The organism is Enterobacter sp. KB-280D8 (genome assembly GCF_041399405.1).
Taxonomy (GTDB): domain Bacteria; phylum Pseudomonadota; class Gammaproteobacteria; order Enterobacterales; family Enterobacteriaceae; genus Enterobacter; species Enterobacter cloacae_N.
The window spans coordinates 569,015-592,047 of the sequence record NZ_JBGKEC010000003.1; the positions used below are offsets into that span (position 1 = coordinate 569,015).

Here is a 23,033-nt window from a genome sequence, read left to right on the forward strand (position 1 = left end):
TTCCCACTATTTTGTGAACCGTATGCAAAAGCATAGTCCGCGCTGGATAATGCGCCGCAAAGTCAGGAATTTACTTAACCAAATTGCTATCAGGTTGCCTATACTCCACCCAGGACTAAGAGAGGAAGCGCATCATGAGTACACCATTGTTAATTGCCCGGACGCTGGAAAAAGAGCTGTATTTACTGCCCGCGATGGCGAACCGCCACGGCCTGATCACCGGTGCGACCGGGACGGGGAAAACCGTGACCTTACAGAAGCTGGCGGAGTCGCTTTCAGAGATTGGCGTGCCGGTCTTTATGGCTGACGTGAAGGGCGATTTAACCGGCGTGGCTCAGGAGGGTACCGCTTCTGAAAAACTGCTTGAGAGGCTGAAGAATATTGGCATCACGAACTGGGCACCGCACGGCAACCCGGTGGTGGTCTGGGATATCTTTGGTGAGAAAGGCCACCCGGTGCGCGCCACCGTCTCCGATCTCGGCCCGCTGCTGCTGGCCCGCCTGCTCAACCTCAACGACGTGCAGTCCGGGGTGCTGAATATCATCTTCCGCATTGCCGACGATCAGGGGCTGCTGCTGCTTGACTTCAAGGATCTGCGAGCCATTACCCAGTATATCGGTGATAACGCCAAATCCTTCCAGAACCAGTACGGCAATATCAGCAGCGCCTCTGTCGGGGCCATTCAGCGTGGGCTTCTGACCCTGGAGCAACAGGGTGCCGAGCACTTCTTCGGCGAGCCGATGCTGGATATCAAAGACTGGATGCGTACCGACAGCAATGGCAAAGGCATCATCAACATTCTGAGCTCTGAGAAGCTCTACCAGATGCCGAAGCTTTACGCCGCCAGCCTGCTGTGGATGCTCTCCGAACTGTACGAGCAGCTACCGGAAGCGGGCGATCTGGAAAAACCAAAACTGGTCTTCTTCTTCGACGAAGCGCATCTGCTGTTTAACGACGCACCGCAGGTGCTGCTGGATAAAATTGAACAGGTCATTCGCCTGATCCGCTCCAAAGGGGTTGGCGTCTGGTTTGTGTCGCAAAACCCGTCGGATATCCCGGATAACGTGCTTGGCCAGCTCGGTAACCGCGTGCAGCACGCCCTGCGCGCCTTTACGCCGAAGGATCAGAAAGCGGTAAAAGCCGCGGCGCAAACCATGCGTGCCAATCCGGCCTTTGATACCGAAGCGGCGATTCAGGCGCTGGGCACCGGTGAAGCGCTGATCTCGTTCCTTGATGCGAAGGGCAGCCCCTCCATCGTGGAGCGCGCGATGGTGATCGCGCCCTGCTCGCGCATGGGGCCTGTTACTGACGATGAACGTAACGGCCTGATTAACCACTCCCCGGTTTACGGGAAGTACGAAGACGATGTGGATCGCGAGTCCGCGTTTGAGATGCTGCAAAAAGGGGTGCAGGCGACAACCGAATCGCAGGATGCGCCTGCCGCTAAAGGGCAGTCTGTCGCCGTGGATGACGGTATTCTCGGGGGGCTCAAAGACATCCTGTTCGGCAGTACCGGGCCGCGCGGCGGCAAGCGCGACGGCGTGGTACAGACCATGGCGAAAAGCGCGGCGCGGCAGGTTACCAATCAGATAGTGCGCGGCATGCTGGGAAGTCTGTTAGGCGGACGTCGCCGGTAGACGGGGGACCCAGGGGCGGCCAAGCGCCGCCCCCTGCACGCCGTTCTCCTGCAGATAGCGGTCGATTTCCACCATCCCCGTCCAGCGGTTCTCGCACCAGAGCGGTGCCAGAAGCGTTGGACGGCGGGCGCTGGCCGAGATGCGGTGGTAAACAATCTCCGGCGGTGTGTGACGAATCATCTCCCCCGCCGTCACCGTATATTCCTCAAGCTCAATACCGCTTAACCGCCCGGCCTCCCAGGCTTTCGCCATAATGCTTCCCGTAACGATATGCAGGGGATGCAGTTTGATGCCGTCCACGCCGGTTTCAACCACCTTTTCCAGCGTCTCCAGGCCGTGCTGTCGACCTTCACCAGGCAAGCCGACAATCAGATGCGAGCAGACTTTTAACCCGCGCTCGCGGGCCAGCCGCGCGGTGCGCTGGTAGCAGGCGAAATCATGTCCACGATTAATGCGGTGCAGGGTTTTGTCATGTGCAGTCTGCAGGCCCAGCTCCAGCCAGATCTCGTAGCCCTGCTCTTTGTACTCGCTGAGTAGATCCAGCACCGCGTCCGGCACGCAGTCCGGGCGCGTGCCAACGCATAGCCCGACAATATTGGCCTGCATGACCGCCTGCTGATACATGGAACGCAGCACCTGCACCTCCGCCCACGTGCTGGTGTAGGCCTGGAAATAGGCCAGATACTGCTTTGCACGGTTGACCAGGCTGGCCTGGTGCGCGAGTTGTTCCGCGATAGAGTGATGCTGCTGGGCCTCGTCAGCAAAGGACGCAACGTTACAGAAGGTACAGCCGCCGCGCCCGATGGTGCCGTCGCGATTCGGGCAGCTAAAGCCGCCGTGCAGCGTCAGCTTATGAACCTTTTGGCCGTATCGCTGCAAAAGATCCCCACCAAACATATTGACTAATTTCTGTAACTGCATAATCTGATAGACCGTCCCGAAGAAAGGGGACAAGCCTGCCATTTTTAGCCTCTGTCGGCGATGACCTGGATCAATCGCCCTGGACGGCCTTTATCTGTATGAATAAATACTCAGGATTACTGCAATTTCATTCACGCTATCTGTGATTACTTTTCCTTATGTTCTGACTGTTTTTTTCATTTATAGCGGCAACACTGAAAAACAGTGATTTTATGCGGGTTTGAATACGCCACCAGATTATTGTTCTGCTATAAATCAGCATTTCAGCACGCTGCATCAATAATACCGCTTTCATATAGTGAGTCAGATCACACTCCTTCACGGCTCCCCAGGCCTTTAGATGATTATAAAAATAGTTAAATAGCTTTTAAAAACAAACAGATGAACACCCCTTAGCACATATTTGTATAAATAAGATTGCCATTTGACCTGTGTACCAATTCCCGATAAGTTGGAAATCCGCTGGAAGCTTTCTGGATGAGCGGCCTGCTCATCATATTTATGCAGTAATTGAGATTCCCTCTGAAGCAAGTCCTCAAACTTGTTTACCTGCGCGAAAGGATGAAAAAGAGGGCGAATGCGAGGTCCGCGTATGAAACGCAAACCCCGTCGCCATGCTCTTTCTGCGCCTGTGCGCCACGGTAAAGTTCAGTGGGAAGCCCGACGAGCCTGGGGAGGTTCACTGATATGTTGTACGATAAATCCCTTGAGAAGGATAACTGTGGTTTCGGCCTGATCGCCCACATAGAAGGCGAACCTAGCCACAAGGTAGTGCGTACTGCTATTCACGCACTGGCCCGAATGCAGCACCGTGGCGCTATTCTTGCCGATGGTAAAACCGGCGACGGTTGCGGCCTGCTGCTGCAAAAACCGGATCGTTTCTTCCGCATCGTGGCGGAAGAGCGCGGCTGGCGTTTAGCCAAAAACTACGCTGTCGGTATGCTGTTCCTGAACCAGGATCCTGAAAAGGCTGCCGCTTCACGCCGCATCGTCGAAGAAGAACTTCAACGTGAAACCCTGTCGATTGTCGGCTGGCGCGATGTGCCAACCAACGAAGGGGTGCTCGGTGAAATCGCCCTCTCCTCGCTGCCTCGCATTGAGCAGATTTTCGTTAACGCACCTGCGGGCTGGCGTCCGCGCGATATGGAACGCCGTCTGTTTATTGCCCGCCGCCGCATCGAAAAACGCCTCCAGGACGATAAAGAGTTCTACGTGTGTAGCCTCTCGAACCTGGTCAACATCTATAAAGGTCTATGTATGCCGGCTGACCTGCCGCGCTTCTACCTGGACCTGGCGGACCTGCGTCTGGAATCGGCCATTTGCCTGTTCCACCAGCGCTTCTCCACCAACACCGTGCCACGCTGGCCGTTGGCGCAGCCGTTCCGCTATCTGGCGCATAACGGCGAGATCAACACCATCACCGGTAACCGCCAGTGGGCACGCGCCCGTACCTATAAGTTCCAGACCCCTCTGATCCCTGACCTGCACGATGCCGCACCGTTCGTGAACGAAACCGGCTCGGACTCCAGCTCCATGGATAACATGCTGGAACTGCTGCTGGCGGGCGGGATGGACATCGTGCGCGCCATGCGTCTGCTGGTGCCACCGGCCTGGCAGAACAACCCGGACATGGATCCTGAGCTGCGCGCGTTCTTCGACTTTAACTCCATGCACATGGAGCCGTGGGACGGCCCGGCGGGCATCGTCATGTCCGACGGCCGCTTTGCTGCCTGTAACCTGGACCGTAACGGTCTGCGTCCGGCGCGCTACGTCATCACCAAAGACAAGCTCATCACCTGCGCCTCTGAAGTCGGTATCTGGGATTACCAGCCTGACGAAGTGGTTGAGAAAGGCCGCGTAGGCCCGGGCGAGCTCATGGTGATCGACACCCGCGGCGGCCGCATTCTGCACTCCGCCGAAACCGACAACGATCTGAAGAGCCGCCACCCCTACAAAGAGTGGATGGCGAAAAACGTGCGTCGTCTGGTGCCATTTGAAGATCTGCCGGACGAAGAGGTGGGCAGCCGCGAGCTGGACGACGATACGCTTGCCAGCTTCCAGAAACAGTTTAACTACAGCGCGGAAGAGCTGGACTCTGTTATTCGCGTACTGGGTGAAAACGGCCAGGAAGCGGTCGGCTCCATGGGCGACGATACCCCGTTTGCCGTGCTCTCCAGCCAGCCACGCATCATTTACGATTACTTCCGTCAGCAGTTCGCGCAGGTCACCAACCCGCCGATCGACCCGCTGCGTGAAGCCCACGTAATGTCGCTGGCGACCAGCATCGGTCGTGAGATGAACGTCTTCTGCGAAGCCGAAGGCCAGGCGCACCGTCTGACCTTTAAATCGCCGATCCTGCTGTACTCCGATTTCAAACAGCTCACCACTATGACCGAGGAGCACTACCGCGCCGACACGCTCGACATTACGTTCGACGTGACCGAAGCGAGCCTCGAAGAGACGGTGAACGCGCTGTGCGACAAAGCCGAGCAGATGGTGCGTAACGGCACCGTGCTGCTGGTGCTGTCTGACCGCAATATCGCCAAAAACCGTCTGCCGGTGCCTGCGCCAATGGCGGTGGGTGCTATCCAGACGCGCCTGGTGGATAAGAGCCTGCGCTGCGACGCTAACATCATTGTTGAAACCGCAAGCGCGCGCGACCCGCACCACTTTGCCGTGCTGTTAGGCTTCGGCGCGACGGCGATCTACCCGTACCTGGCCTACGAAACGCTGGCCCGCCTGGTGGATACCCGCGCGATCGACAAAGATTACCGCACGGTGATGCTGAACTACCGTAACGGCATCAACAAAGGTCTGTACAAGATCATGTCCAAAATGGGCATCTCGACCATTGCCTCCTACCGCTGTTCGAAGCTGTTTGAAGCGGTCGGCCTGCATGATGAGGTCGCCAACCTCTGCTTCCAGGGCGTGGTCAGCCGCATCGGCGGCGCTGGTTTTGCTGACTTCCAGCAGGATCTGGTGAACCTGTCCAAACGCGCCTGGCTGGCACGTAAGCCGCTGGATCAGGGCGGTCTGCTGAAATACGTTCACGGCGGCGAGTACCACGCCTATAACCCTGACGTGGTGCGCACGCTGCAGCAGGCGGTTCAGAGCGGCGAGTACAGCGATTATCAGCAGTACGCCGAGCTGGTGAACAACCGTCCTGCGGCGACGCTGCGCGACCTTATTGCCCTCAATCCGGGCGATGAAGCGGTCAGCATTGACGAGGTTGAACCTGCATCCGAACTGTTTAAACGCTTTGATACCGCGGCGATGTCCATCGGCGCGCTGAGCCCGGAAGCCCACGAAGCGCTGGCGGAAGCCATGAACAGCATCGGCGGCAACTCCAACTCCGGCGAAGGCGGTGAAGACCCGGCGCGTTACGGCACCAACAAAGTGTCTCGTATCAAGCAGGTGGCATCCGGTCGCTTTGGCGTAACGCCTGCGTACCTTGTCAACGCCGACGTGATTCAGATTAAAGTCGCTCAGGGTGCTAAACCGGGCGAAGGCGGTCAGCTGCCGGGTGATAAAGTCACCCCGTACATCGCCAAACTGCGCTATTCCGTGCCGGGCGTGACGCTGATCTCCCCGCCGCCGCACCACGATATCTACTCTATCGAGGACCTGGCGCAGCTGATTTTCGACCTGAAGCAGGTCAACCCGAAGGCGATGATCTCCGTGAAGCTGGTTTCCGAACCGGGCGTCGGCACCATCGCCACCGGCGTGGCGAAAGCCTATGCGGATCTCATTACCATTGCCGGCTACGACGGCGGCACCGGCGCAAGCCCGCTCTCTTCCGTGAAATATGCGGGCTGCCCGTGGGAGCTTGGCCTGGTGGAAACCCAGCAGGCGCTGGTGGCGAACGGCCTGCGTCACAAGATCCGCCTGCAGGTGGACGGTGGTCTGAAAACCGGCCTCGACATCATCAAGGCGGCGATTCTGGGTGCGGAAAGCTTTGGCTTTGGTACCGGCCCGATGGTTGCGCTCGGCTGTAAATACCTGCGTATTTGCCACCTGAACAACTGTGCAACGGGCGTTGCAACCCAGGACGAGAAGCTGCGTAAGAACCACTATCACGGCCTGCCGTTCAAAGTGACCAACTACTTTGACTTCATCGCCCGTGAAACACGCGAGCTGATGGCGCAACTGGGCGTGAAGCGTCTGGTGGACCTGATTGGCCGCACCGACCTGCTGAAAGAGCTGGAAGGCTTCACGGCGAAGCAGCAGAAGCTGGAGCTGAGCAAGCTGCTGGAAACCGCGCAACCGCACCCAGGCAAAGCGGTCTACTGCACCGAGAACAACCCGCCGTTCGATAACGGCGTGCTGAACGCGCAGCTGCTGCAGCAGGCGAAGCCGTACGTGGACGACAAGCAGAGCAAAACGTTCTGGTTTGATATCCGCAACACCGACCGCTCCGTGGGCGCATCCCTCTCCGGTTATATCGCGCAGACGCACGGTGACCAGGGGCTGGCTGCCGACCCAATTACCGCGCACTTCAGCGGTACCGCGGGTCAGAGCTTCGGGGTCTGGAACGCAGGCGGCGTTGAGCTTATCCTTACCGGCGATGCCAACGACTACGTCGGTAAAGGCATGGCAGGCGGTCTGCTGGCGGTGCGTCCTCCGGTCGGCTCAGCCTTCCGCAGCCACGAAGCGAGCATCATCGGTAACACCTGCCTGTACGGCGCGACCGGCGGCCGTCTGTTCGCAGCAGGTCGTGCGGGCGAGCGTTTTGCGGTACGTAACTCCGGTGCCATCACCGTGGTGGAAGGCATTGGCGATAACGGTTGTGAATACATGACGGGCGGGATTGTTTGCGTTCTGGGTAAAACCGGCGTGAACTTCGGCGCTGGCATGACGGGCGGTTTTGCCTACGTACTGGATGAAGACGGTGAGTTCCGCAAGCGCGTGAACCCGGAGCTGGTGGAAGTGCTGGATGTTGATACGCTGGCTATCCATGAAGAACACCTGCGCGGCTTGATTACCGAACACGTGCAGCATACCGGTTCTTCGCGCGGCGAAGAGATCCTGGCGAACTGGCCGGCGTTCTCTGCGAAATTCGCGCTGGTTAAGCCGAAGTCCAGCGATGTTAAAGCCCTGTTGGGTCACCGTAGTCGTAGCGCAGCAGAGCTGCGCGTGCAGGCGCAGTAAGGAATTCAGATGAGCCAGAACGTATACCAGTTTATCGACCTGCAGCGTGTTGATCCGCCAAAGAAACCGCTGAAGATCCGCAAAATTGAATTTGTTGAAATCTATGAGCCGTTTTCAGAAGGCCAGGCCAAAGCACAGGCAGACCGCTGCCTGTCCTGCGGTAACCCTTACTGCGAATGGAAATGTCCGGTGCACAACTACATCCCGAACTGGCTGAAGCTGGCCAACGAAGGGCGTATTTTTGAAGCCGCCGAGCTGTCTCACCAGACCAACACCCTGCCGGAAGTATGCGGTCGCGTGTGTCCTCAGGACCGTCTGTGTGAAGGCTCCTGTACGTTGAACGATGAGTTTGGCGCGGTGACCATCGGCAACATCGAGCGCTATATCAACGATAAAGCGTTCGAAATGGGCTGGCGTCCGGATATGACCGGCGTGCGTCAAACCGACAAGCGCGTGGCCATCATCGGCGCGGGCCCGGCGGGCCTGGCCTGTGCGGACGTCCTGACCCGCAACGGCGTGAAGGCGGTGGTCTTTGACCGTCATCCGGAAATTGGCGGTCTGCTGACCTTCGGTATCCCGGCCTTTAAGCTGGAAAAAGAGGTCATGACCCGCCGCCGTGAAATCTTCACCGGCATGGGCATTGAGTTCAAACTGAACACAGAAGTGGGCCGCGACGTGCAGCTCGACGACCTGCTGAAGGATTACGACGCCGTGTTCCTGGGTGTGGGCACCTATCAGTCCATGCGCGGCGGTCTGGAGAACGAAGACGCGCCGGGCGTATACGACGCGCTGCCGTTCCTGATTGCCAACACCAGGCAGATCATGGGCTACGGTGAAACGGCTGATGAACCATTCATCAGCATGGAAGGCAAACGCGTGGTGGTGCTGGGCGGCGGTGATACCGCGATGGACTGCGTGCGTACCTCCATTCGTCAGAATGCGGCACACGTCATCTGCGCCTACCGTCGTGACGAAGAGAACATGCCGGGCTCGAAACGCGAAGTGAAAAACGCGCGTGAAGAGGGCGTGGAGTTCCAGTTCAACATCCAGCCTCTGGGTATTGAGGTGAATGCCAACGGAAAAGTGAGCGGCGTGAAGATGGCTCGCACGGAGATGGGCGCGCCGGATGCGAAAGGCCGTCGTCGCGCGGAGATCGTGGCAGGCTCTGAGCATGTGATCCCGGCCGATGCCGTGGTGATGGCGTTTGGTTTCCGTCCGCACAGCATGGAGTGGCTGGCGAAGCACAGCGTGGAGCTGGATTCGCAGGGCCGCGTAATCGCGCCAGAAGGTAGTGATAATGCGTTCCAGACCAGCAACCCGAAAATCTTCGCCGGTGGCGATATCGTTCGCGGTTCTGACCTGGTGGTCACGGCGATTGCCGAAGGCCGCAAAGCCGCTGAAGGGATTATGAACTTCCTGGAAGTGTAAAAAAAACAGGCCCGATTGGGCCTGTTTTTTTATTTGACGACACGTAGTGCCGGACGACCACCGCGCGGTGGCGGATCGTCATCAGGATCGTTGTCGTCCTCACGATCGGGCTTGTCGCCATCAATCACGGACATTACCGTTTCGCTTTCGCTGGCGGTGATGCCTTCGTCATCATTCAGGCTGGCAACCTCTTCATCGTATGCCGCTTCCGGCTCGAACATGGTTCCCGCACCGTTTTCACGCGCGTAGATCGCCAGCACCGCAGCCAGCGGTACGGAAACCTGACGCGGCACGCCGCCGAACCGCGCGTTGAAGCGCACTTCGTCGTTTGCCAGCTCCAGGTTACCAACTGCACGCGGGGCAATGTTCAGTACGATCTGTCCGTCACGTGCGTATTCCATCGGAACCAGCACGCCCGGCAACGTCACATCCACAACCAGGTGCGGCGTGAGCTGGTTATCCAGCAGCCATTCATAGAAGGCGCGCAGCAGATACGGACGGCGTGGGGTAAGTTGTGACATTTCCACAGTCATTAGCCTCGGCCGAGACGCATTTCACGTTCCGGTTCAGTTAAAGATGCCAGGAAAGAGTCGCGCTCAAATACGCGAGTCATATAGCCTTTCAGCTCTTTTGCGCCAGGGCCGCTGAACTCAACGCCCAGGGTTGGCAGACGCCACAGCAGCGGGGCCAGGTAGCAATCCACCAGGCTGAACTCATCGCTCAGGAAGAAAGGTTTCTGACCAAACACAGGGGCAATTGCCAGCAGCTCTTCACGCAGTTGCTTACGCGCAGCGTCGGCTTCAGAAGCGGAGCCGCTGGTGATGACGTTCATCAGCGAGTACCAGTCTTTTTCGATACGCTGCATGTACAGGCGGCTTTCACCACGCGCAACAGGGTAAACAGGCATCAGCGGCGGATGCGGGAAACGCTCATCCAGATATTCCATAATGATACGGGATTCCCACAGGGTCAGCTCGCGATCCACCAGCGTCGGTACGCTTTGGCTCGGGTTGAGATCGATCAGATCCTGAGGCGGGTTATCCTTTTCCACATGCTCGATCTCAAAACTGACACCCTTCTCGGCCAGTACGATACGAACCTGATGGCTATAAATGTCAGTAGGACCAGAAAACAGCGTCATTACCGAACGTTTGTTGGCAGCGACAGCCATGAAAACCTCCAGGTATATTCAGAATTTTTACTGCTACCAGCCCAACAGGGGCCAGCCAGATGTTGTATCGCCCATCCCAGAGAAAACACATTGTTCAAGAATCGAACAAAAATCGAGTATTCACCGATATTTGGGCAGAAAATTGGATGATAGTTTACCAGATTTTGATGGCTTTGTGGTGAGGGGATTCTGGAAATGTGGAAAAAGAGAAGATATATGAAATGTTACTGTGGATAACCTGCGCATTATCCATAAAAAAACCCGCCGAAGCGGGTTTTTCGCCAATCGTTCTGCGTAAGCAGAATGGATTAACGTTTGGAGAACTGTGGACGACGACGTGCTTTACGCAGACCCACTTTCTTACGTTCAACCTGACGAGCGTCACGAGTAACGAAGCCAGCTTTACGCAGTTCAGAACGCAGGGATTCGTCGTACTCCATCAGAGCGCGGGTGATACCGTGACGGATCGCACCTGCCTGACCGGAGATACCACCACCTTTAACGGTGATGTACAGATCCAGTTTTTCTACCATATCAACCAGTTCCAGCGGCTGGCGAACTACCATGCGGGCAGTTTCGCGACCGAAGTATTGTTCCAGAGAACGCTGGTTGATTACGATTTTACCACTGCCCGGTTTGATGAAAACGCGAGCTGCGGAACTTTTGCGGCGACCAGTGCCGTAGTATTGATTTTCAGCCATTGCCTATAATCCCGATTAGATGTCAAGAACTTGCGGTTGCTGTGCCGCGTGGTTGTGCTCGTTGCCTGCGTAAACTTTCAGTTTACGGAACATAGCACGACCCAGCGGGCCTTTTGGCAGCATGCCTTTAACCGCGATTTCAATCACACGCTCAGGACGGCGGGCAATCATCTCTTCAAAGGTCGCTTCTTTGATACCACCGATGTGGCCGGTGTGGTGGTAGTACATTTTGTCAGTACGCTTGTTGCCGGTAACAGCAACTTTGTCAGCGTTCAGAACGATGATGTAATCACCGGTATCAACGTGCGGAGTGTATTCCGCTTTATGCTTACCGCGCAGGCGACGAGCCAGTTCAGTAGCCAGACGGCCCAGAGTTTTACCGGTCGCGTCAACAACATACCAGTCGCGCTGTACGGTTTCTGGTTTAGCTGTAAAAGTTTTCATTAAAAGCTTACCCAAATAATAAGTTACACGTTGGTGAACACCCAAACGTTTAGTCAGTTGAGGTTCACACGACAAAGTCCGGCAAACCTACCCCTTCGAATAGCACATGCCGACACATAGAAAGTTTCGGGAAAAAAACCTTCTCGTAACGTGGGGTCGCAAGATTATAGAGAAGTTGAGGTCAAAGATCGACCCTTAAATGTGATTTGGAATGGGTTTTTCGGGGTTAGATATTGTGCGGTCTGGTGCCCTCACCCCCAGCCCCTCTCCCACAGGGAGAGGGTGGCGTTTGTTAAGGCCTGGTGCCCTCTCCCCCAGCCCCTCTCCCACAGGGAGAGGGTGGCGTTTGTTAAGGCCTGATGCCCTCTCCCCTAGCCCCTCTCCCACGGGAGAGGGTGGCATTTATGGCATATGTTCCAGCTTCAGGTATTCCTCGCTCTGCATCTCCTGCAGGCGCGACAGGCAGCGCTGGAACTCAAACTTCAGCCGCTCTCCCTGATAGATCTCATATAAAGGTACCTCGGCGCTGACCACCAGCTTGACGTGGCGCTCGTAAAACTCGTCCACCAGCGCAATGAAGCGCCGCGCTTCGCTCTCCATCAGCCGCGTCATCACCGGCACATCCATCACCATCACGGTGTGGAACAGGCGCGATAGCGCAATGTAATCGTGCTGGCTGCGGGCATCCACGCAGAGCGTCGCAAAGGAGACCGCCAGCGTTTGGTTTTCTACGCCAAGGGTTGGCAACGGACGATGGTTAATCTCCAGCGTCGGGGCGTTTTCGCGTGTTGCACCCGCCAGCGCCAGCCAGAGCTTATCCATCTCGCGGGTGGTCTCTGCATTTAACGGTGAGAGCCACAGGTGCGCCTGAGTCAGCGTACGTAACCGGTAATCTACCCCAGCATCAACATTCATAATGTCACAATGCTGTTTGATGGCGTCAATGGCGGGCAGGAAGCGCGCCCGCTGCAGGCCGTTGCGGTAAAGTTCATCTGGCGGGATATTCGACGTGGCAACGAGCGTGATCCCGCGGGCAAATAGCGCCTTCATCAGGCCGCCCAACAGCATGGCATCGGTGATGTCAGAAACGAAAAACTCATCGAAGCAGAGCACGTCCGTTTCAGCCTTGAACCTGTCGGCCACAATCTCCAGCGGATCGCTTTTGCCCTGCAGCGCAGTCAGCTCTTCATGCACCCGCAGCATAAAGCGATGGAAGTGCAGACGCTGTTTACGCTCACCCGGCAGGCTGAGATAAAACAGATCCATCAGCCAGGTTTTTCCGCGCCCGACGCCGCCCCACATGTATAAACCGCGCACCGGAGCCTGATCCTGCGGCGTTTTTTTACCGAGCAACCGCCCAAACGCGGCCTTGAGCCCACCACTCTGTTCTACTTCAGCAGGTTTTGCCGTGAGCGCCTGATAAATCATCTCCAGACGGTTTACCGCCTCACGTTGAACGTCATCAGGCTGATGAGTACCCTCATTCAGGGCCAGTTGATATCGCGATGCAGGTGACAGGTTTTGCATAATCTTATTGTTATTCCTTCAATTAACGCTCACCAGCAGGCGTGACTGATGAAAAAAAGGCCGTTCTACACTACGCGATGATACGTCAGGATTCCACTTCTGCGGAAATAGCGGTTATAGTGGCATTATCAGGCACAGGCAGGAGCCGAGCCAACACCCTACGGAACAACAAGACAACGGGAGAAGTTCATGACCTGGGAATATGCGCTAATCGGTTTAGTCGTCGGCATCGTGATCGGTGCTGTGGCCATGCGTTTCGGTAACCGCAAATTGCGTCAGCAGCAGTCACTGCAGTACGAACTGGAAAAGAACAAAGCAGAGCTGGAAGAGTATCGCGAAGAGCTGGTCAGCCACTTTGCCCGTAGCGCCGAGCTGCTGGACAACATGGCGACCGACTACCGCCAGCTGTATCAGCATATGGCGAAAAGCTCCAGCAGCCTGCTGCCGGAAATGACCGCGGAGACTAATCCGTTCCGCAACCGTCTGGCCGACTCAGAAGCCGGTAACGATCAGGCGCCCGTTCAGATGCCACGCGACTACTCTGACGGCGCGTCCGGCCTGCTGCGCGGTGGCGCAAAACGCGATTAACCGCACAACATAAATATATTTTACGGGCGCATCTCTTGCGCCCGTCCTTTCTTCCCGTCCCCAGCTATTATTTAGTCAAACACCTCATTGTTCAGCGGTATAAAATTCAATAACATCATCATGATTTTGGGCCGTTCTTCTTTCATTCCAGGATACGAGAGTCAGCATCAATGAAGAAAAAAAACCAGCTGTTGAGCGCTTTAGCGTTAAGTGTCGGGTTATCTCTCTCGGCGTCCTTCCCTGTCGGTGCGGCGCTGCCTTCGCAGGTGCCGGGGCAGGCAGCTATTCCCAGCCTCGCGCCGATGCTGGAAAAAGTGTTGCCCGCGGTCGTGAGCGTTCAGGTAGAAGGCACGGCGGTTCAAAGCCAGCGCGTACCGGATGAACTGAAAAAATATTTTGGCGATGAGTCCCCCAATCAGCAGGCTCAGCCTTTTGAAGGCCTGGGCTCTGGCGTGATCATTGATGCGGCCAAAGGCTATATTCTGACCAACAATCATGTCATCAGCCAGGCCGATAAAATCAGCGTCCAGCTGAACGATGGTCGTGAATTTGACGCCAAATTGATTGGCGGCGATGACCAGAGCGACATCGCGCTGTTGCAGGTGCAGAACCCAAGCAACCTGACCCAGATTGCCATTGCGGATTCCGACAAACTGCGCGTTGGTGATTTTGCCGTCGCCGTCGGCAACCCCTTTGGTTTAGGGCAAACCGCCACCTCCGGCATTATCTCGGCGCTGGGACGTAGCGGCCTGAATCTGGAAGGTCTGGAAAACTTCATCCAGACAGATGCCTCAATCAACCGTGGAAACTCCGGTGGAGCACTGCTTAACCTTAATGGCGAGTTGATTGGCATTAACACGGCGATTCTGGCCCCGGGCGGCGGAAGCATTGGGATTGGCTTTGCGATCCCGAGCAATATGGCTAAAACGCTGTCGCAGCAGCTTATTCAGTTCGGTGAAGTCAAACGTGGGCTGCTGGGCATCAAAGGTATGGAGATGAGCGCGGATATCGCGAAAGCGTTCAATATTAACGTGCAACGCGGTGCGTTTGTCAGTGAAGTGCTGCCAAACTCCGGCTCGGCAAAAGCAGGCATCAAATCGGGCGATGTGATCGTCAGCCTTAACGACAAGCCGCTGAGCAGCTTTGCTGAACTGCGTTCGCGTATCGCCACCACCGAACCGGGGGCCAAGGTGAAGCTGGGCCTGATCCGTGACGGTAAGCCGCTGAACGTCGAAGTGACGCTGGATAAGAGCACCTCGTCATCTGCCAGCGCGGAGCTTATCGCCCCGGCGCTGCAGGGGGCAACGCTGAGCGACGGGCAGCTGAAAGACGGTACGAAAGGCATTCGCCTCGACACCGTCGAGAAGAGCAGCCCTGCCGCGCAGGCCGGATTGCACCAGGAAGACGTCATCATTGGCGTGAACCGTAATCGCGTGCAGTCCATTGCCGAACTGCGCAAGGTGCTGGAGAGTAAACCGGCGGTCATTGCCCTGCAGGTCATGCGTGGCAATGAGTCTATCTACATTCTGTTGCGCTAAGCATTTGCGATTCCGGGCATCACCGCTGCGTGTGATGTCCGGATAACTCATGTTATGCTGCAAACCGTTCCTTTTTTGACGACACGCGCATCATGCTTTTAAAGCTCTTACGTTCCACTGTCATCGGTTTGATTGTCGCTGGCCTGCTGCTGCTGGCGATGCCGTCTTTGCGTCAGTTCAATAAGCTGTCGGCTCCCCAGTTTGACAGCACGGATGAAACGCCGGCGACCTATAACCAGGCCGTTCGCCGTGCCGCCCCTGCCGTGGTTAACGTTTATAACCGCGGCCTTAATAGCTCAGCACATAATCAGCTGGAGATCCGCACCCTTGGCTCCGGGGTGATTATGGACGAGCGCGGCTACATTATTACGAACAAACACGTGATCAACGATGCCGATCAGATCATCGTCGCCCTGCAGGATGGTCGCGTGTTTGAGGCGTTGCTTGTGGGTTCAGACAGCCTCACCGACCTGGCCGTGCTGAAGATTAACGCCACGGGCGGCCTGCCGGTCATTCCGATCAACCGCAAACGCACGCCTCACATTGGCGACGTCGTTCTGGCTATCGGTAACCCTTATAACCTCGGACAGACGATTACCCAGGGGATCATCAGCGCAACCGGTCGCATTGGCCTCAACCCGTCAGGACGGCAGAACTTCCTGCAGACGGATGCGTCAATCAACCACGGTAATTCAGGCGGCGCGCTGGTCAACTCGCTGGGCGAACTGATGGGCATCAACACCCTCTCATTCGATAAAAGCAACGACGGCGAGACGCCAGAAGGGATCGGCTTTGCTATTCCGTTCCAGCTGGCGACCAAGATTATGGATAAGCTGATCCGCGACGGGCGCGTGATACGCGGCTATATCGGTATCGGCGGGCGCGAAATTGCGCCGATGCATACTCAGGGTGGCGGTATCGATCAGATTCAGGGCATCGTCGTCAACGAGGTCGCACCAGGTGGACCGGCGGCTAATGCGGGGATTCAGGTTAACGATGTCATCGTCTCGGTCAACGGCACGCCGGCAGTCTCTGCGCTGGAGACGATGGACCAGGTGGCCGAAATTCGCCCTGGCTCTATCATCCCTGTGGAAGTCATGCGTAACGATAAGAAACTGACGCTGCACGTGACGGTTCAGGAATACCCGGCCACTAACTGATAAGCATAAAAAAAACGGAGCGATAAGCTCCGTTTTTTTATCGGGTGGCGTGCGTTTTACTTGTTAACGAACTCTTCACCCAGGGTGATATCTTTCTTCAGCGTGTCCAGCATGCCTTCCATCGCGTTTTGCTCAAACGCGCTCAGCGTACCGATAGACTTACGCTCTTCAATACCGTTTTTGCCCAGCAGCAGCGGCTGAGAGAAGAAGCGGGCATGTTCGCCGTCGCCTTCTACGTAAGCGCATTCAACAACGCCTTTCTCACCCTGCAGGGCGCGAACCAGTGACAGACCGAAACGGGCAGCCGCCTGGCCCATAGACAGGGTTGCAGAACCGCCACCCGCCTTCGCTTCCACCACTTCGGTGCCCGCGTTCTGGATACGTTTGGTCAGGTCAGCCACTTCCTGCTCGGTGAAGCTTACGCCTGGGATCTGCGACAGCAGAGGCAGAATGGTCACGCCAGAGTGGCCGCCGATAACCGGCACTTCCACTTCTGTTGGCTGTTTACCTTTCAGCTCAGCAACGAAGGTGTTGGAACGGATGATATCCAGCGTGGTCACGCCGAACAGTTTGTTTTTGTCGTAAACACCCGCTTTCTTCAGCACTTCGGCTGCGATAGCAACGGTGGTGTTCACCGGGTTAGTGATGATACCGATGCACGCTTTCGGGCACACTTCAGCGATCTGCTGCACCAGGTTTTTCACGATGCCCGCGTTGACGTTGAACAGGTCTGAACGATCCATGCCTGGCTTACGCGCCACGCCTGCAGAAATCAGGACCACATCAGCACCCTGCAGCGCAGGACGCGCATCTTCACCGGAGAAGCCTTTGATTTTTACAGCGGTCGGGATGTGGCTCAGGTCAACCGCCACGCCTGGGGTTACCGGAGCAATATCGTACAGGGAGAGTTCTGAGCCTGAAGGCAGTTGGGTTTTCAGTAGTAGGGCAAGCGCCTGGCCGATACCACCAGCAGCGCCGAGGACTGCGACTTTCATCCTAAACTCCTTATTATGGTTAACTTAAGTATCTGTAAATCCGTTGCCGCGACCTTAAATCAGCAAGTCTTTAATTACAATTTTCGAAGCTAAAGAATTTGAGGTCGCACGACTTTATCTCTCACCAGAAAGCTATCTGACGCCAGATGGCAACGAATTAAGAGGTGGTTACAATACACCCTGCCCCGCCACCAAAACAACATCATTTTGATAACATTTAATTTACTTTTAAGCTTATTTGCGCGGCGTGACCCAGGCATGTTTTCTGATAACGAAATCTGATAAAATCTCTCCCTTTCATAACATTATTTCAGCCTGCCGCTGAGCAGATAATTTGCATAAAAATTCATCCACATGCATAATAATGTTGTTTCTTTCGTCATATTCCGGGTGACTTATGCGAAGCTCGTCTAAGCAAGAAGAATTAGTAAAGGCGTTTAAGGCGCTACTTAAAGAAGAGAAATTCAGTTCTCAGGGAGAAATTGTTCAGGCGCTGCAGGAACAAGGCTTCGATAACATCAACCAGTCGAAAGTCTCCCGCATGTTAACCAAGTTTGGCGCGGTGCGTACCCGCAACGCCAAGATGGAGATGGTCTATTGCCTGCCGGCAGAACTTGGCGTGCCGACCACCTCCAGCCCGCTAAAGAATTTGGTTCTGGATATCGACTATAACGACGCCGTTGTGGTCATCCACACAAGCCCGGGCGCCGCGCAGCTGATTGCTCGCATGCTGGACTCGTTAGGTAAAACAGAGGGTATCCTCGGTACCATTGCCGGTGATGACACCATCTTTACCACTCCGGCTAGCGGTTTCTCCGTAAAGGATCTCCACGAAGCGATTCTGGTTCTGTTCGAACAGGAACTGTAATGCTCTCTCCCCGTAGCGCCGCTGCGGGGATCATTCTGCTCTCATATCATTTCCCCCTTTATTTCACTGCCCCTGCTTTGACGATTAGTGCTTTTTACCACTCATTAACATTCACCCAGTGAATAACAATCCCGTAAATCGCACAAAAAATCAAAATGCAATATCCCTATGATTTACTTATAAATATCAGCACAGACTGCTCATAAAACACCCAATAATATGCAATTTGGTTATAAAAAATCGGGCGTTTAACACGTAATAACAAGGGAAACCATTAGTCTGGTATTAATTTTTGGCGTTATTAGTGTATACTTGATTTTGTGATGAGGGTCACGAAACAAGACCCCACTAAAAAATTCGACGAGGTAAGAATCATGAAAATCAAAACTACTGTAGCGGCGCTGAGCGTCCTGTCTGTCCTGTCCTTCGGTGCTTTCGCGGCTGACGCTATTAATGCTGACCAGGCGCAGTCCCGTGAGGCAATCGGTACGGTTTCTGTCGGCGCTGTTGGCACGTCTCCAATGGACATGCATGAAATGCTGAACAAAAAAGCGGAAGAAAAAGGTGCCTCATCCTATCGCATCATCGAAGCACGTTCCGGTGACCACTGGCACGCCACCGCTGAGCTGTACAAATAAGTTTTAGTAATCACTGAAGACGTAACTCTCCACTCAACGGCACCAGGCATAAAAATAGCGGTACAACCCTTCTCGCCGTTGAGCAAAAAACCTGTTCAGGAGTAAAGACTATGAAAACCAAATTGATCATCGCAACCCTGGGTCTGGCATCCGTTCTCTCTTTCGGCGCAAGCGCAGCCGTACAGCAAGTGAATGCCGATCAGGCACAAAATCTGCAGCCAATGGGCAGCGTCTCCGTGACGTCAGTCACCGGCTCCCCGATGGACATTCGTCAGGAGCTTGCCGCCAAAGCTGAAAAAGCAGGCGCCAGCAGCTATCGTGTCACCGAACTGAATCAGGGTGACCACTGGCATGCCACGGCTGAACTGTATAAATAAACCCTCGTCGTATCTCATCATACGACTTGCCCCTGGCCTCGTGGTCAGGGGCTTTTTTTCATTCAATGCCGCGCGTTAAAGCGCAGCTGCCCTTCAAGCTCTTCTTCTGCTTCATCGAACAGCAATATCAGCGCGCCAAAACGTCTGCGCAGCTTTTCAGGAAGATGAATAAACTCAATCTCCAGCGGTAGCGGCAACATACTGCCGGTGACCACATCCCAAAGCGTATCCAGATTCGTCACGCTTTCCCGTTCAAGATCAAACGCCCGGATAAATTCCCGATAAAAGTCTTCCTGACTGTCGATTTCGTCAAAATCAAACGTATAAGTTTTCATTGCCAGCCACCCAGTCCAGGCGGGCGGCAGATGCCGCCCTGTCTATTATAATCCCCCGATATGCAGGGTTTTAACTTCCAGATACTCTTCCAGCCCCAGCACGGATCCCTCACGTCCAAGACCGGATTCTTTCACGCCGCCAAAAGGCCCCAGCTCGGTAGAAACGGCGCACTCGTTAATGCCAATCATCCCGCTCTCGATTGCCTGCGAAACGCGGAAAACCCGGGAGAGGTTCTGGGTGTAGAAGTAAGCCGCCAGCCCGTAGGGCGTGTTGTTGGCGCGCTGGATGACTTCGTCTTCCGAGGTGAAGCGGAAACAGGCCGCAACCGGGCCAAACGTCTCTTCCTCTGCCAGCTTCATGCCTTCGTGGCAGTCGCCCAACACGGTTGGCATCCAGAAATTGCCGCCCAGAGGATGGGGTTTACCACCCGCCAGCACGGTCGCCCCCCGTGCGACAGCATCTTCAACGTGCTCGCGCACCTTGTTGACCGCCGCAGGTTCGATCAGCGGCCCAACGACCACGCCCTCTTCAAGACCATTCCCCACCTTAAGGGTAGTAACCGCATCAGCGAGCTTATTCACAAACTTGTCGTAGACGGTTTCCTGAATGTAGAAGCGGTTCACGCTGACGCAAACCTGCCCCGCATTGCGGAACTTGTTGGCGATAGCGCCCTTAACCGCTGCGTCAATGTCTGCATCCTCGAAAACGATGTACGGGGCATTTCCCCCCAGCTCCATGGAGACTTTTTTCATGGTTTCCGCGGCGTTACGCACCAGCGTTTTGCCGACGGAGGTTGAACCGGTAAAGGAGATTTTACGCACGTCGTGGCTGGCCATGATCGCATCGCTGATCTCATGGGTGTTTCCGGCCACCGCGTTGAGCACGCCATCCGGCACGCCCGCCTGTTTTGCCAGAGTCAGCAGCGCAAAGGCGCTGAGCGGCGTGTTATTTGCCGGTTTGATGACGCCGGTACATCCGGCCGCCAGCGCCGGGCCTAACTTGCGGGTGAGCATCGCCATCGGGAAGTTCCAGGGCGTGATGGCCGCGACGACGCCGATGGGCTCACGGGTCGCAAGAATGCGCGAGCCGGGCTTGATCGGCGGAATAATTTCACCGTTCGCGCGTTTGGCCTCTTCGGCAAACCACTGGATAAAGCTGGCGGCGTACTCCACTTCCCCTTCCGCCTCTTTCAGGGGCTTACCCTGCTCGGTGGTCATTAACCGCCCGAGCCAACTTTTATTCTCAATAATCAGTTCGTACCAGCGGTAAAGAATGGCCGAACGCTCTTTCGCGGTTTTGGCACGCCATGCCGGGAAGGCTTTGGTGGCCGCTGCAATCGCTTCTTCGGTTTGCGCTTTACCCGCTTTCGCAACTTTAGCGATGACCTCACCGGTCGCGGGGTTCAGCACATCAAACGTTGTGTCCAGCGTTTTCCAGAGGCCGTTAACCAGATAGCCGGTCTGAAAAAGGGTGTTGTCCTGAAGCGCCTGGGTCGTCATGTGTCCTCCCTTCCTGAATGTATGTACGTGCTGGAATAAGTATAGCCACAAAAAAACCGACGCTTTTGGCGTCGGTTTTTTACGTCGGTCAGTTATCAGTTAGGGCATTCTGGTAGCGATGCAGCATAAACACCAGCCGCCCTACCGGCTCTGTCACCTGTGGCGGCGCCTGCCAGTGTTTGAGCTTTTCCTGATAAATATCGAGTTCTTCAAGCAGTTGGGTAAAGTAACGGCGGCGTTTGTCATCGCTGCTGGCGGAAAGCACATGGTCGGCGGTACGACGCAGCTGACGGTGGAAGGCCGAGAGATCGTCGTTGATCGGCACCGGCGCGTTACGCAGACGTTGGTGCGCAATGATCATGGTTAATGCCAGGCGGAACTTCGCGATATCCCCCGGAAACTTGTTCAGCAGTAAAAACAGCTGCTGATAGAGCGCGGGCAGGTGGTTCTGTTTACGGCGCGCGGTATTGGTGGTCATCGACGACACGGCAGCCGACACGAACTGGTTCAACAGCACGCGCCCCGTCCGGGCCTGCGAGTTATCCCGTACCAGCAGAATCACCATCATCGCCAGGAAACACCCAACAAGCTGACCTAACGCGCTGTCGAGGAACTGGCTGAAATGGAAGGTCATCGGGTTATCCAGCACGATGATATTAATCGTACTCGCCAGCGCCCCCAGCGATCCCAGTCGCCGCTTTTGTACCTCAATGCCGATAAAGAACGCCATTACCGCCAGGCTGATACAGAGCAGCAGCATGCTCTGCTGCGTCGACGGAATGATGACCAGGAAATAGAGCGCGCCTATCGGCAGAGCGGCAATGGTGCCGTAGAGGAAATCAATGGCGACCATGCGCGGGTTAGGCAGACGCATCGCCAGCGCGGTCACGACAGCAATCATCACCATCGCGCCGCTGCCGGACGTCCAGCCCGTCCACAGCCAGAAAAGCGTACCGAGCATACAGGCAAGCGTGGTACGCCAGAAGTTGACCATCGCGTGGTGCCGCTCGGCAGATTCCGCCTTGATCACCACTTCGCCCTGGAGCACCTCTTCTTCCGCCGCGCTGATTTTAGTGTTGCTGATTACACCGCGTTTCAGCAGCAGATAGCGCGTCGCGGCGCCGACCCAGGTGTAGATGGTCACCGGCGTGTCGCGCTCCCCGGTCCAGGCAATCACACGGCGCATGCGCTTAAGCTGCTTATGCACGTCCTGTACGGTGTCTACCGGCTCGGCAAACAGTTCGCGGAACGTATCGGTGACCGCTTCCGGGCGGGTGTTCTGGATGAGATAGGTTTCGCACGCCTGGGTAATCAGCGTCAGAGAGACGGTGTTAAGGGCTTTAAGGCGACGATTCGCCCGGGCCCAGCGCGACGACTCCATATTGAGGTTGCTGCGCATCCCTTCCAGGGCCTGCGTACGGCGTACCAGTCCGCTCCACGCTTTATCCACCTCTTCGCTGTCGCCGTGTTTAATGCACAGCTGCATCAGCTGGTACTGGGCAACGATCAGCGCGTCCAGCTCGCGATCCACCTCTTGCTTGATCGAGCGCGGGGAGAAAAGCAGGTCAGCCACGATCGCGCAGACAATACCAATCACAATCTCGCTGCAGCGCTCCACGGCAAACTGCGGCGCGAGCAAGGGTTCGGACTGGATCGTGATAACAATAATTAGCGCGGTATAGCCCGCCAGCCCCCAGGCGTAGGAGTTCTCCACTTTTACCAGAGACGAAATCCAGGTGCAGAAACCCGCCCAGATACAGCACACCATGAGCATCAGCAGCGGCGTGCGGATCATCAGAATAATAATGGTCAGCGCCGCGAAACAGCCGATAAAGGTTCCGATGATACGCAGCATCCCGCGATAGCGGATCGCACCAGAGTAGGGCTCCCCGCCCGCGGCGAAGGCAGGGCCCGCCGCAACAATCGCGGCGGTGAGCACCGCCCAGCGAGGGGTTTCAAGCTGGAAATGGAAGCCGACAAACAGCGCCAGCACAATGGCGCACGCCAGCTTCACGGCGAAGCGAATGTGCTGGCTGGCGATGGAAAAGATACCCATG

The 23,033-nt window shown here is 56.0% G+C and carries 19 protein-coding genes; 9 read left to right on the top strand and 10 right to left on the bottom strand.

Features of this window, described 5'->3' with window-relative positions:
• Window positions 1–134 precede the first annotated feature (134 nt).
• On the top strand, window positions 135–1,637 hold the full coding sequence (locus AB8818_RS12750; RefSeq protein ID WP_371199898.1) for a helicase HerA-like C-terminal domain-containing protein: 1,503 nt from the start codon (window positions 135–137) through the stop codon (window positions 1,635–1,637).
• Here AB8818_RS12750 and AB8818_RS12755 read toward each other — a convergent pair.
• Window positions 1,617–2,558, bottom strand: a complete 942-nt coding sequence (locus AB8818_RS12755; RefSeq protein ID WP_163329785.1) for a TIGR01212 family radical SAM protein — start codon at window positions 2,556–2,558, stop codon at window positions 1,617–1,619. The genes AB8818_RS12750 and AB8818_RS12755 overlap by 21 nt on opposite strands.
• A 687-nt stretch (window positions 2,559–3,245) precedes the next feature.
• On the opposite strand from AB8818_RS12755, the gene gltB reads away from it, so the two are divergent.
• Window positions 3,246–7,706, top strand: a complete 4,461-nt coding sequence (gltB, locus tag AB8818_RS12760; protein WP_163329761.1) for a glutamate synthase large subunit — start codon at window positions 3,246–3,248, stop codon at window positions 7,704–7,706.
• Between the two features lie 9 nt (window positions 7,707–7,715).
• Window positions 7,716–9,134: a glutamate synthase small subunit gene (locus AB8818_RS12765; protein WP_116343528.1), complete on the top strand. Its 1,419-nt coding sequence runs from the start codon at window positions 7,716–7,718 to the stop codon at window positions 9,132–9,134.
• A gap of 29 nt (window positions 9,135–9,163) precedes the next feature.
• Here AB8818_RS12765 and sspB read toward each other — a convergent pair whose 3' ends face one another.
• From sspB to zapE, 5 genes are all read right to left on the bottom strand, one after another.
• Window positions 9,164–9,661, bottom strand: a complete 498-nt coding sequence (gene sspB / locus AB8818_RS12770) for a ClpXP protease specificity-enhancing factor (protein ID WP_061099617.1) — start codon at window positions 9,659–9,661, stop codon at window positions 9,164–9,166.
• A gap of 5 nt (window positions 9,662–9,666) precedes the next feature.
• Window positions 9,667–10,305, bottom strand: a complete 639-nt coding sequence (gene sspA, locus AB8818_RS12775) for a stringent starvation protein SspA (protein WP_014885418.1) — start codon at window positions 10,303–10,305, stop codon at window positions 9,667–9,669.
• Window positions 10,306–10,613: 308 nt separating this feature from the next.
• Window positions 10,614–11,006, bottom strand: coding sequence for a 30S ribosomal protein S9 (rpsI, locus tag AB8818_RS12780; protein WP_003860436.1), 393 nt, complete (start codon window positions 11,004–11,006; stop codon window positions 10,614–10,616).
• Between the two features lie 15 nt (window positions 11,007–11,021).
• Window positions 11,022–11,450: a 50S ribosomal protein L13 gene (rplM, locus tag AB8818_RS12785; RefSeq protein WP_003860434.1), complete on the bottom strand. Its 429-nt coding sequence runs from the start codon at window positions 11,448–11,450 to the stop codon at window positions 11,022–11,024.
• Window positions 11,451–11,852: 402 nt separating this feature from the next.
• On the bottom strand, window positions 11,853–12,977 hold the full coding sequence (gene zapE, locus AB8818_RS12790) for a cell division protein ZapE (RefSeq protein ID WP_302220237.1): 1,125 nt from the start codon (window positions 12,975–12,977) through the stop codon (window positions 11,853–11,855).
• Window positions 12,978–13,166: 189 nt separating this feature from the next.
• On the opposite strand from zapE, the gene zapG reads away from it, so the two are divergent.
• The 3 genes from zapG (at window position 13,167) to degS (ending at window position 16,263) form a co-directional block, all read left to right on the top strand.
• On the top strand, window positions 13,167–13,565 hold the full coding sequence (gene zapG, locus AB8818_RS12795) for a Z-ring associated protein ZapG (protein WP_010436126.1): 399 nt from the start codon (window positions 13,167–13,169) through the stop codon (window positions 13,563–13,565).
• Window positions 13,566–13,735: 170 nt separating this feature from the next.
• A complete protein-coding gene (gene degQ, locus AB8818_RS12800; RefSeq protein WP_116343530.1) occupies window positions 13,736–15,103 on the top strand; it encodes a serine endoprotease DegQ in 1,368 nt (455 codons plus the stop codon).
• Window positions 15,104–15,195: 92 nt separating this feature from the next.
• The gene (degS, locus tag AB8818_RS12805) at window positions 15,196–16,263 is read left to right on the top strand and encodes an outer membrane-stress sensor serine endopeptidase DegS (RefSeq protein ID WP_116343531.1); all 1,068 of its coding nucleotides are present in this window, start codon (window positions 15,196–15,198) and stop codon (window positions 16,261–16,263) included.
• A 56-nt stretch (window positions 16,264–16,319) separates the two neighbouring features.
• Here the strand turns inward: degS and mdh are convergent, their stop codons facing one another.
• The gene (gene mdh, locus AB8818_RS12810) at window positions 16,320–17,258 is read right to left on the bottom strand and encodes a malate dehydrogenase (RefSeq protein ID WP_014885422.1); all 939 of its coding nucleotides are present in this window, start codon (window positions 17,256–17,258) and stop codon (window positions 16,320–16,322) included.
• A gap of 397 nt (window positions 17,259–17,655) precedes the next feature.
• Between mdh and argR the strand changes: the two genes are divergently transcribed.
• The 3 genes from argR to yhcN (AB8818_RS12825) all read left to right on the top strand — a co-directional run bounded on the left by argR (window position 17,656) and on the right by yhcN (AB8818_RS12825) (window position 19,141).
• Window positions 17,656–18,126 carry a transcriptional regulator ArgR gene (gene argR, locus AB8818_RS12815; RefSeq protein ID WP_008502836.1) on the top strand — a complete coding sequence of 157 codons (471 nt, stop codon included), beginning with the start codon at window positions 17,656–17,658 and terminating at the stop codon, window positions 18,124–18,126.
• A 374-nt stretch (window positions 18,127–18,500) separates the two neighbouring features.
• Window positions 18,501–18,764 (top strand): peroxide/acid stress response protein YhcN, encoded by a 264-nt coding sequence (yhcN, locus tag AB8818_RS12820; protein WP_014885423.1) that lies wholly within the window; start codon window positions 18,501–18,503, stop codon window positions 18,762–18,764.
• Between the two features lie 110 nt (window positions 18,765–18,874).
• Entirely contained in the window at window positions 18,875–19,141 is a 267-nt protein-coding gene (yhcN, locus tag AB8818_RS12825) for a peroxide/acid stress response protein YhcN (RefSeq protein ID WP_061096934.1), read from the top strand.
• 62 nt (window positions 19,142–19,203) lie between these two features.
• Here the strand turns inward: yhcN (AB8818_RS12825) and AB8818_RS12830 are convergent, their stop codons facing one another.
• The 3 genes from AB8818_RS12830 to aaeB form a co-directional block, all read right to left on the bottom strand.
• Window positions 19,204–19,476 (bottom strand): barstar family protein, encoded by a 273-nt coding sequence (locus AB8818_RS12830; RefSeq protein WP_116343532.1) that lies wholly within the window; start codon window positions 19,474–19,476, stop codon window positions 19,204–19,206.
• A gap of 45 nt (window positions 19,477–19,521) precedes the next feature.
• Complete coding sequence (locus tag AB8818_RS12835; protein ID WP_192983844.1) at window positions 19,522–20,976, bottom strand: NAD-dependent succinate-semialdehyde dehydrogenase; 1,455 nt, start codon at window positions 20,974–20,976, stop codon at window positions 19,522–19,524.
• An 88-nt stretch (window positions 20,977–21,064) separates the two neighbouring features.
• A complete protein-coding gene (gene aaeB, locus AB8818_RS12840; RefSeq protein ID WP_192983842.1) occupies window positions 21,065–23,032 on the bottom strand; it encodes a p-hydroxybenzoic acid efflux pump subunit AaeB in 1,968 nt (655 codons plus the stop codon).
• Window position 23,033: the final 1 nt, after the last annotated feature.